The organism is Phormidesmis priestleyi ULC007 (assembly GCF_003003695.1).
Lineage (GTDB): Bacteria > Cyanobacteriota > Cyanobacteriia > Leptolyngbyales > Leptolyngbyaceae > Phormidesmis_A > Phormidesmis_A priestleyi_A.
Map to the genome: position 1 here is coordinate 1 of NZ_PVWG01000078.1, position 10,565 is coordinate 10,565.

A 10,565-nucleotide genomic window follows, 5' to 3' on the forward strand; every position below is an offset into this window, starting at 1 on the left:
TTCCCGCATTCCTCACTCCTGTTCATCCCGCCATAGAAGGACTTCGATTTTTCTCCCTCGACATCACAACACTCAAGTTACGAATTCGATTCGCCTCAACCAGCCGATCATCCTGCGCCCTGGCGATCTTGAAATAGTGGTGTCCAACCTTTCCGAAGTGCTGCACCAACTCAAGCTTAGAACGCTGCTTTAAGTCGGCTCCCGTGTGAATATTCAACTCGTGCATCTTGATCGCGCTGACCTTACCGATGCCGTGAAACTTCTCGATCGGTAACGACTCAACAAACCTCTCAGCATCTTCTGGCAAAATCACCATCTGTCCGTTGGGCTTATTCATCCCCGATGCCATCTTTGCCAAGAACTTATTGAAGGACACGCCCGCCGATGCGGTTAAGCCTGTTTTTGTGAAAATGGAAGCTCTGATTTCTCGTGCGATCGTCGTCGCATAGGGCAACCCCAACTTATTCTCTGTGACATCGAGATACGCCTCATCCAATGCCACAGGCTCGACCAAATCGGTGTACTGCTCAAAAATGGCGCGAATCTGCTGAGAGATGGCTCGATAGACTTCAAAACGAGGGGGAACAAAGATCAGGTGAGGGCAGCGCTGAATTGCCACCCGTGACGACATTGCAGAGTGGATGCCAAACTTCCTCGCCTCATAGCTGGCAGCACAGACCACGCCTCGTTGATTCGGAGTTGCACCCACCGCCACAGGTTGACCCCGATAGCGCGGCTGATCTCGCTGCTCCACTGAGGCGTAGAAAGAGTCCATATCGACGTGGATGATTTTTCGCATCCCTTTGCCTCATCGTTTTAATTAGTCGCTCGGTGCCACTTTCTCTTTAAAGGCTTTCCCCGCAGAAAAGGCAGGAATCCGAGTCGCCGCGATTGTCATCTTGTCCCCCGTCTTGGGGTTGCGTCCCTCTCTCGCCTGTCTGATCCCGTGGTTCAAACGAGCCAAACCCAATCAGTGAGACTTTATCGCCAGAGGAAACCGCCTCTACGATCGACTCAATAATTGCCGTCAAAACAGTATCAGCATCTTTCTTACTGACCTCTGCCTTCTCAGCAATGGCATCCACGAGTTCACCTTTATTCATCGCCTTTGTCCTCAACACAACGCCGCCATTGTAGAGCAGGAGCGTAAAGGGTGCAAGTGTACTATGAGGTTCTCTGTTTCCATGAGAATCTCTACCTCAGCCATCTCTCATTCATCGTTTGAGGATTCTGTCACCCTCAACTCCTCCCGAATCGCCTCATTAATCTGCTGCAATTCCTCACTCGATGTCTTCCTCAACTCAAACCGCTCCTCTAACTCAGCTTGTAGTGTCTCCGGTAAACTCTTCGCCTTCTCATCGTTGATAATGACCAGCCGCCGACCGGGATAGGGCACAAAATCTTCAAACGGTTGCATCCCCGCTTCAATCAGTTTTTTTGCCAACTGCGTGATGGGCAGAGGTTGATTGCCATCCTCGCGGGTGTTGATCTCGTCGCACATATATCCACAAAACCAACTCAGTGTATCGAGGTCAGACTGAATCTGATCGAGAGTCCCCTGTGTCAGGACATAACTGAGTCGCTCACTCTCGCGAGGTGGATGACCGACATGAAGGGAATCTAAGAGACGATCGAGCGCTTTTGGGTTTCGATTCCAGCAGTGGCGAACCATTCGATCAATGAGCTTCTGATCGTCATCCTGTTTAGGCTTTCCAAATCCAACCATTACGCCTCCTCCATCAGTTTTTGAATCAGTGGCTCGATCCACTTCAATCGATTGCGCCGCTCTTTAGCCATAATCGCCGCTTTATAGTCGGCTCCGCCCTCCTCACCGATGTAGCAGGTCTTCACCCACTCACCAGGGCAGCGCTTCGACGGAAACATTGGCTTTTAACTTCGTCACCATGCCTGTCGAAATTGTCGCCCTTTAACGGGTCCGCTTTCAATCCAACAGCCCTGCGGAGTTACGTCCCCAGCACCTGCTAGATATGACCCAGCACTTAGGAACCTTTAGAGGTTGGTCAGTTAAATGCTGAAATGCGCTGATTCTGAGCTTCTCGATCGTGCCACTTCTGCACTAACTGTTTCAGAACGTTCACGTCTGCCTCTGTAAGTGCATCGCAGCCACCTTGAAGTAATCGGCACAGTTCATCTGCCCACTCGCCGTAGCTCGATCGCCCAATCACTCCATCTGAAGACTGAACGTAATCCACCAGCACATCGGAGTGAACTGAGAAGCCATCGCTTCCCCACTGAACGAGGCATTGAAGGAAGTACTCATAGTCTACGAAGACTCTATATCCAGGATTCCAGTGGGGCGCATTCTCTCGTCTATGCGTAAAGCCATTGCTGTCGAACAGTTCTCGCTGCTGCACTAAATCCCTTGGCGTACAGCCAGCACTAGGCGAAATGAAAGGCTGCCCCTGCTTGATGATCTCCCCATTCCGAACGATATCTCGTCTGCGGCTCTGCTGCACCATACTGAACTGCATTTGGGGATACTGCTGAAAGAACGCCGTCGTCTCAGCTACAAATGTCGGTGCAATTGCGTTGTCATCATCAAGATAAGCGACCCACTCACCCGTTGCCACGGACAGTCCCAAATTTCGAGCGTGACACAATCCAAACCCCGCAGAGGGATGTTCTAGTTCTAAGTAGACCAGCGAACAATTCAGCTGCAACGATTGAATCAGTTCGCGGGTCTGAGCATCCCTGCCGTCGTTTACCACAATCCACTCGAACTCGCAGTCCGAGTGGTTTAGAACGCTGGGCAGTGCGCGATCTCGCAGGAGTTCTGAACGAAAGTAGGTGGCAGTGATTAAGCTAAGTTTCATGTCGCCCACCGATAGAGCATTGATTTTTCATCGCTCATTGGTCGAACTCGCATTAGGTGGAATCCTAAATCTACCAGTGTGATCAACGCTTTGTAGCCCGACCTTCCTTGATCCGTCAGGCGATTAGACACCCCTATGGAAATCGCTCTCAGTCCATTGCTGCAATCGGATCTGCATCTCCACCTCCAAAAATCGCCCTACACACCGTTCGTCAATAGTCATGGGGAGAATGCAGAAACGCATAGAGGCTCCAGAATACGCTTGGAACCACCCAAGGCAAACTGCCTTCCCAATCTTTGAGCGATGCGGGTGGATTGCCTATCGACATAATTTGTTCTAGCGCGTCTCCGATCAATAAAGGTATCCAATCAGTCTAACCGCAGCAAGTCTGACGAAATCGACGCAGCGATCTGGTCTACGCAAGCCTTGATCTGATGCAGAAAGGCATCAGGTTCAATCGCATCCACTTGAACTGTGAGCGCGATCGCTGCCGCGATGACTGCGGCTCCTGCCTTAGCAAGCAGAGCAGTTATCGCTGCTGTAATCGCTGCATTACGGATAACGCGATCGCCTACCACTTCATTGGATATTAGCGCTGCTCATAGCACTCATCAGGATTGCAGTGTTGCCATAACTTTACATCCCTTAACATTTCCGTTAATCTTAGGTTATACATCCCGTTCCGAAGGGAACACAACCTCGCAATTATTCACTATGACCACCACGATTCAAAGACGCGAAAGCGCCAACCTCTGGGAGCAGTTTTGCTCCTGGGTCACCAGCACCGACAACCGCCTGTACGTCGGCTGGTTCGGAGTCCTGATGATTCCCACCCTCCTGTCTGCCACCATCTGCTTCATCACCGCCTTCATCGCCGCCCCTCCTGTAGACATCGACGGCATCCGCGAGCCAGTCGCAGGCTCCTTGATGTACGGCAACAACATCATCTCTGGTGCAGTCGTCCCTTCTTCTAACGCTATCGGCTTACACTTCTACCCCATTTGGGAAGCTGCTTCTTTAGACGAGTGGCTCTACAACGGTGGACCTTACCAACTGGTTGTATTGCACTTCCTGATTGGCATCTTCTGCTACATGGGACGTGAATGGGAACTCTCCTACCGTCTAGGCATGCGTCCTTGGATCTGCGTCGCCTACTCCGCACCTGTTGCAGCCGCAACCGCAGTCTTCTTGATCTACCCGATCGGACAAGGTTCCTTCTCTGACGGCATGCCTCTTGGCATCTCCGGCACCTTCAACTTCATGTTGGTCTTCCAGGCAGAGCACAACATCTTGATGCACCCCTTCCACATGTTGGGAGTGGCTGGAGTCTTCGGCGGTAGCTTATTCTCCGCCATGCACGGTTCACTCGTGACCTCCTCGCTGGTGAGAGAGACCACCGAGAACGAATCACAGAACGCAGGCTACAAATTTGGACAAGAAGAAGAGACCTACAACATTGTGGCAGCGCACGGCTACTTCGGTCGGTTGATCTTCCAATACGCCTCCTTCAACAACAGCCGCTCCTTGCACTTCCTCTTAGGTGCATGGCCCGTGGTCGGCATCTGGTTCACCGCCTTGGGCATCAGCACGATGGCATTCAACCTGAACGGGTTCAACTTCAACCAGTCCATCATCGACTCCCAGGGTCGAGTGGTGAGCACCTGGGCTGACGTGATCAACCGTGCCAACTTGGGCATGGAAGTGATGCACGAACGGAATGCTCACAACTTCCCTCTCGACTTGGCTGCTGGAGATGCTGCCCCTGTCGCACTCTCTGCTCCTGCTATCAACGGTTAAGCTGAACGGTTGAACTTTAATTAAGAGGTGTTTCTCAAATGAGGAACACCTTTTTAATGTAAATCTTTAATGAATCACCTCGATCCGTTGCTGTACCTCTATTGATGGCTCCACCGCCACGATTTTCCATTGCCCCTCGGCTTCTTGCAGCGACAGTGGGGCAATCGGTAACGACAATTGCACGATTGAATGTGGGCAGAATCGATGAGTGATGTTTCCACGCGTAAATCACTCATCGATTCTGCCCAAACTTCAGAACACGCCTGATTCTATGCCTCACGCGACATAAAGCGCGAAACTCCAGCACGAAAAGTCTGCACGCACGACAAAGAGCGCGCAACGACGCAGAAAAATCTCGCAACAAAAAGCGCGGGATGCTTAAAAGTTGCCATACTACAACACCCAAGACTATAGCCAGTAGGCGTTTTTGTCGTTCAAGTCACACGACACCAAGCGCGGGATCGACGACAAAAAGCGTAGGACGTGACAAATGACCTCCGATGCTTGGTTAACGGACCGTCGCAAAATTTTTGAAACCACGTCATCGGGGATTGAGAGCACGTAGTTGGTCAGGGCGGCTAACTCTGGTTCAGATTCAGATGCCGCATCCAGATTCTTCCGCCTGTAGGAGGGAATGAGATTAGGCGATCGCCCTCTCTAAAACCTCGATCGGGATGACCTGTCTCAAGGACTCCTTCGTTTCGGCGCAGTCTGCTAGTTCCCAAAGTTCACGAATCTCTTTTAGAGCCTCTGCCGTTAACCATTGAGCCAGTTCTAGAAGCTGATCTCCTGGATCGCCCACTTCTTTACTGCTTTCATAATAAATAGGTGATCCAGATTCGGGAACCCGCTGCTGATAGGCTTCGCGCTTGGCTTCGCGGCGGTTCAGGAGATCGATTGTAGCTTGCCAGTGACCAGCATCGAGCCGATGAACTTTCAGTTTCTCCCCTTCGTGCCCTAGCACTGAGCGTGACCATCGGAACGCAACCTTGACTCCCATCTGAGAGAGCATCTGATGAACGAGTTGGACGTTGGATGTTTCTGGGTTGACCGTGAAGTTGAGCAGTAGCTTTACCTGCTGGCTGTAAGCACGAATCTGATCAGCGCAGTCCTTCAGGTCATATTTAGTCCACTCACGAGTCGGAGTAAGAAACTCTTCTAGCCCTAGCTTTTCGCGCAGAAGCCGTCGCAATTCGACCCCTGAGATATCCCACGGGCAGAGTCCCTGATTCCAGCCAGCTTGTTTTTCTAAAGCTCTAGCAGTGCGATCAACCGCTAAACCGGGACACATCTGATTTTCTAGGTTCAGCAGCTCCCCGCGCCGCCTGCCGTCTTTGTCTGCCAATACATCGGAGAGCGTTAGCGACTCTGGATTCAGACAGTAGAACTCGCACAGGTAGTAACGCGCGATCGCCATCCGGTCTTCCGGGTCGATGCCTTCTTTACTCTCCAGATCTGCCACTTCCAGATAGCTCAAGACTCTGGCAGTTACAAGCGATTCTGCATCCATGTGTTTTAGTTCGTCTCTGGCTTGCTTAAGTAGAATTCTGGCAGCCGGATCAGCGGTTCGATCTTCTACCATGACCTGATTGCCCTCAAACTTTAGTCTAATCAGTAGGGTGTCTCGCAAGTGCCACATGGAGCGATTTCGCTCGGCTTCAAGGCGGCAAAACAAGTTAACGTGCGGGTCAGACCGCCAATCGTAACCTTCGATGCTGCCCACAAGATCTTCTCGTAAGTTGGAGCGAATCAAGCTCACCGTTGCGCTCGTTCTCTGTTGCAGAAGACTCTTCAACTCCAGAGCGTTGGTCGATCGAGCAATCTTGCAAAAGTTAGACCCTCGCTTTGCACACCACACAATCCGTTCCACGGGTTCTCGCACTCTCCCCAACGCTTGTGCCATGTCTGCGTCGGTCGAGGACGCTCCAGTGAAAATGCCATAGACTCTGGCAATGATGCCCTGAGCTTCGATGCTGACCCCGGTTGCCATTGAAGGTGTGCAGATCATTACGTCATGTTCATGGCGTTCTAAAACCGCGTCAGGATTTTGAATACACGAACGTTCAACGTCATCCCCGCTCGTTTCTGAGTTGATACACAGCACTCGTTTCTCTGGGGATTCTTGAGCGATTAGGCGCGCGATAGCCTTGGCGGTGCGAAGGCTATCGGTTGCCACCAACAGCACTTTCCCAGAGTCGAGGGCTTTGATCTCGCGAATCAGTTGCCCGACGATCGCCGTTCGATCAGGAGATTGAATGAACTGAACCGGGTAGCCTTTGGGTTGGTAGTCATTGCGAAGCAAAAACACAGGCAGATCATCCCCGCGCAGGTCTGCGAGATACTGCAAGGTTGCATTATCGAGGTCAGCGTCTGCGACCACCACTAGGCGAGCCACAGTCACCAATTCTCTAAGCTTTGCCAATAGTGCGGGTCGCTTCCCGTCTTTTCCGCACGTTGAAGACGTGAGGAGATGTCGCACTACCTGAACCACTTCGTCTAAAACCAGGACACAGCCTCTAAAAGATTCCGGGTTGATTGCCAGGAACGAATCGACGCATAGTCCAATTCTCAGCGTGTAGGCACTGCCATTGATAAACTGCCCGTTTACTTTGTCGAGGTCGCCTTTGTAGTCTAGCCCCAAGCGTTCTGAAAGGTTTCGCATCAGGGCGATGCGGTGTCCTGCGGCTAAGACTTTTTCGGCATTGACCACCAGGGAGGCAGCAAACTTTGTTTTCCCAGTTCCTTTGGGTAATGTCCTAGACGTGTTGTTCGGGTCTAGATGGATAGTCCAAAGGCGATGCGATTGATGAACAGTCCAATGACCGCATCGTGCATCACAATTGACTTAGAGAAGCAAATCGTTTTTCGCGCTAATCGCTTAATTCGGGTTCGCAAGGTTAAATGCTTCCGCTCGATCTGCTGAGTGTTCCGCTTTCCAACCGTGTGAAACACAGGAGGGATATGACGTTCATACGCCCCCCAGCCATCGCTATAGAATTGCATGATGCCAAAAGGCTCCAACAGCGCTTTCAACTCCAGAAAAGCTTTGTCTTTGTGGTCTGCTAACACATATGCCAATACATGACCTGTCGTATGATCAATCGCCCACCACAACCAGCGCTGTTGAGTCTTGGATTGGACAAAACTCCACATTTCAGCCACTTCGGCTTCCACTTCGCAATCGTCTGCAAGGCAGAGGCGAACCATCGTTTGGGTTGGTTCCAGCGCCGCTAACACCGCTTCATTCACTGCCCTCAATCGAGGACTTTTTTTAAGCGTTTCCATCACGGTGGTCGTGCTAATGCCGAGTACTCGTGCAGTGTCTCGGATGCCACTGCCATTGATTGCCATCTCACTAATCTGGTGCTTCACTTGTGAACCGTAAGCTGCATAACTGTACTCTTGAATAAAGGTGCTGCGCTCACAGTCGGAATTTTGGCAGCGATACCGCTGTTTGCCTGCGGCAGTCGTGCCGTGCTTAATCACCTCGATGCCAGCGCAATCCGGACAATGAATGGGCTCTAAAACCATGATGCTGAAGGATTGAATGAGTTCACTTCTCTATTTCAGCAGATTCTCTTAGCCGCAACAACACATTTAGGACATTACCTTGCCGTTCTGTCTCGCTTTCCCAAATCTCCGACCAATCGAGTTTCCACTGGCTGAGTAGTCGCTGAAGATTCACTAGTTCAGTCGCGTCAACCTCTAAGTTAATGCTGGGGACGAGCTACTCAATGAAGAGCTGACTCTCTCTGACCAGATGTTTTGCGACCTGCTCATCTGTTCCACTCTCAGCCAGGGTTTGAATCCGCGTCAAGTTCAAGGCGAAGCTCTCCCATTGAGCTGAATGACTCGCTTGTAGATAACGAGATTTCAGAAGGTCAACCTTTACGAGATGGTCTGAATTGAGCCAATCTATCGGTTGCAATTTTGCCTTCACTCCACACTCGCATGAGCGGCGAGCCAAGCACTTAAGTCCGTCCCACTCGAAAAGTCTAACAATGCCTCGCCCAACTCCTCCAGTTGTGCCAAAGGCAACTCTGCAATTTGAGATTTCACAGCATCCGAAACGGTTCCCACCCGTTTAGTTAATAGTCGTAAGATCAGCGATCGCTCCGCCTGCTCTCCAGTCCGTTGTTCCCATTCCAAAAATGCTTCCGATAATGCCATCAGTGCCTCCCGTCCTGTAAAGTCCTCATTACCGCCTACGTCTATCTTAACCTTCCAACTTGCCAGCAGTCTCAAAATTCCATTCCGACGCGGATGGGTCGGTGGCAACGCCAGCACCTCCCGAATCGCTCGCTCTTGCGTCTCATCTCGACCCAAAATTCGCACCCACAGAGTCTCTTCCGTCTCTGGAAGTTGGTCGATCGCCACGATCGCCGTCTTAAAGAGGTCTGAAAGAAAGTAGACTCCTGGCAGCCAATCCGATTTGACGACTCCACCCACTTCACTGAGCAGTGGCTTAGACGTAGTTGCTGCCAAAACCCACAGCATCGGCAGTGCATCTTCGGGTAGGACATCGAGCTGCGCCTTGCGCCGTTCGTCTTCCTGTATCCAGACCAGCTTCATCACCGAGACCCGGACATCGGTTCGCGTGGGTGTATTCCGATAGGGTTCAAACAGGCAAGGTTTCTGCACCATACGTCCTAGAAGTCCCAAATCATCAGTTTGAGCCGCTTCCGAATTAGGCACAAACCACAGGTCAACAAACTTTGCTTCTCCTGGAATTTCATACTGACGTTGCACGGTGTCGATCGGGGCGAGAAACTCTTCTAAATATTGCTTGGATAGTTGATCAAACGTATTTTGAGCCATGTCATTGAGGAAACAACGGTAGAGGGATCAGGATCAATAACAGCGGTCGATCAACCCGATGTGGCGTAATTTTGCTCAGGTTAGCGATCCCAATCTTACAGATTAGAACGCGTTCTGGGTGTAGAGAGGACAAATTGCCTGAACAGCCAATGCTTCTGCTGCTGACCAATCAGAAAACGAAGGTTGTTGACCCCATCGAGTCAGCATTCCGCCTTACTTATTTCTTGTGTAATGAGGGAGCAATATCGCTCTCTTTTACACAAGAAAATCCTGTAGGACTCGCTCTCAATCTTTTGTAAAAGCACGTCCTCGCCTAAGTTGAAATCTGCGGTGCTGGCAATTCCTACTCTTCAACATCCAAATTTGCTGCCCTGAGCTTTAATCTAAGCATCGCGTTTTCAACGGTGCTTTTCTTGTGAACGTCACGGCATCCATATCCAGGAAATTGACGATCGCTGACTCCACCACTTGGTTTAGATTGAGTCCGGTTAATCAGACTCTTCTACCTCGATCGAGCCTGAATCTTGCAACGCTCTCTTCTGCTGCACCGCTTGGACGATTGCCGCCCGTATGAAACTTGCCCGCTCCTCAGTCGGCATCAATTCCAACTCGTCATCGATCGACTGTGGCAGACGCACTCCACGAACTTTCTTGGACAGCGGTTCTGCACCGATTTGGGTGAAAGTGCCACCCTGAGATCGCTGGTGTGGATTCTTTAACGGCATGAGTTGATGGAAACGAGTAGCACCATGTTAACACGCTTATAAAATCGCTCACTGCAATCACAAATACTTATCATTAAAAACCTTAAACAGTTGCGGGATGCGTGTTAACACGCTAAAATAAAAGCATAAACCAAAGGCACCTGCCGAAGTCGCTAAACCCAACAGGTGCCTTACTCCAACAAGGAGCTTTACCATGATGCCACTTTACATTGACACCGAGAACGTCGAGCAATCGCTCAATACGGCGGCAACGGAATTAGTTAGTGTCACGAATTATTCGCGCTGAGGAGCGAGGGGAGAAAAGGGCTTAGAACGGGGAAGCCCCTCGAAGCAGGAGCCCTTCCATGACGATCGCAGAACGAGAACAACAAATTCTCAGAGTTCGACAGCA

General features: G+C 50.9%; 10 protein-coding genes and 1 pseudogene. 1 reads left to right on the forward strand and 10 read right to left on the reverse strand.

What is annotated here, in order from left to right; all coding sequences use genetic code 11:
* Positions 1-22: 22 nt before the first annotated feature.
* From dinB to C7B65_RS25940, 6 genes and pseudogenes are all read right to left on the reverse strand, one after another.
* Complete coding sequence (dinB, locus tag C7B65_RS25920) at positions 23-799, reverse strand: DNA polymerase IV (RefSeq protein ID WP_083583203.1); 777 nt, start codon at positions 797-799, stop codon at positions 23-25.
* Between the two features lie 21 nt (positions 800-820).
* Positions 821-1,103: pseudogene (locus C7B65_RS25925) on the reverse strand (HU family DNA-binding protein).
* 107 nt (positions 1,104-1,210) lie between these two features.
* Complete coding sequence (locus tag C7B65_RS25930; RefSeq protein WP_073074773.1) at positions 1,211-1,726, reverse strand: hypothetical protein; 516 nt, start codon at positions 1,724-1,726, stop codon at positions 1,211-1,213.
* Positions 1,726-1,884 (reverse strand): hypothetical protein, encoded by a 159-nt coding sequence (locus C7B65_RS28185; protein ID WP_181314508.1) that lies wholly within the window; start codon positions 1,882-1,884, stop codon positions 1,726-1,728. The genes C7B65_RS25930 and C7B65_RS28185 overlap by 1 nt, the downstream gene beginning before the upstream one ends.
* Before the next feature lie 137 nt (positions 1,885-2,021).
* A complete protein-coding gene (locus tag C7B65_RS25935) occupies positions 2,022-2,834 on the reverse strand; it encodes a glycosyltransferase family 2 protein (protein WP_073074774.1) in 813 nt (270 codons plus the stop codon).
* A gap of 368 nt (positions 2,835-3,202) precedes the next feature.
* On the reverse strand, positions 3,203-3,412 hold the full coding sequence (locus C7B65_RS25940) for a hypothetical protein (protein WP_073074775.1): 210 nt from the start codon (positions 3,410-3,412) through the stop codon (positions 3,203-3,205).
* Positions 3,413-3,548: 136 nt separating this feature from the next.
* Between C7B65_RS25940 and psbA the strand changes: the two genes are divergently transcribed.
* Complete coding sequence (gene psbA / locus C7B65_RS25945; protein ID WP_073074776.1) at positions 3,549-4,631, forward strand: photosystem II q(b) protein; 1,083 nt, start codon at positions 3,549-3,551, stop codon at positions 4,629-4,631.
* Positions 4,632-5,271: 640 nt separating this feature from the next.
* Here psbA and C7B65_RS25950 read toward each other — a convergent pair.
* The 4 genes from C7B65_RS25950 to C7B65_RS25970 all read right to left on the reverse strand — a co-directional run bounded on the left by C7B65_RS25950 (position 5,272) and on the right by C7B65_RS25970 (position 10,174).
* The gene (locus C7B65_RS25950; protein WP_317615841.1) at positions 5,272-7,416 is read right to left on the reverse strand and encodes a plasmid replication protein, CyRepA1 family; all 2,145 of its coding nucleotides are present in this window, start codon (positions 7,414-7,416) and stop codon (positions 5,272-5,274) included.
* Positions 7,407-8,162 (reverse strand): IS1 family transposase, encoded by a 756-nt coding sequence (locus tag C7B65_RS25955; RefSeq protein ID WP_073074778.1) that lies wholly within the window; start codon positions 8,160-8,162, stop codon positions 7,407-7,409. Before C7B65_RS25955 ends, C7B65_RS25950 begins: the two co-directional genes overlap by 10 nt.
* 405 nt (positions 8,163-8,567) lie before the next feature.
* A complete protein-coding gene (locus C7B65_RS29040; RefSeq protein ID WP_073074780.1) occupies positions 8,568-9,449 on the reverse strand; it encodes a DUF4351 domain-containing protein in 882 nt (293 codons plus the stop codon).
* Positions 9,450-9,937: 488 nt separating this feature from the next.
* The gene (locus tag C7B65_RS25970) at positions 9,938-10,174 is read right to left on the reverse strand and encodes a hypothetical protein (RefSeq protein WP_073074781.1); all 237 of its coding nucleotides are present in this window, start codon (positions 10,172-10,174) and stop codon (positions 9,938-9,940) included.
* Positions 10,175-10,565 lie beyond the last annotated feature (391 nt).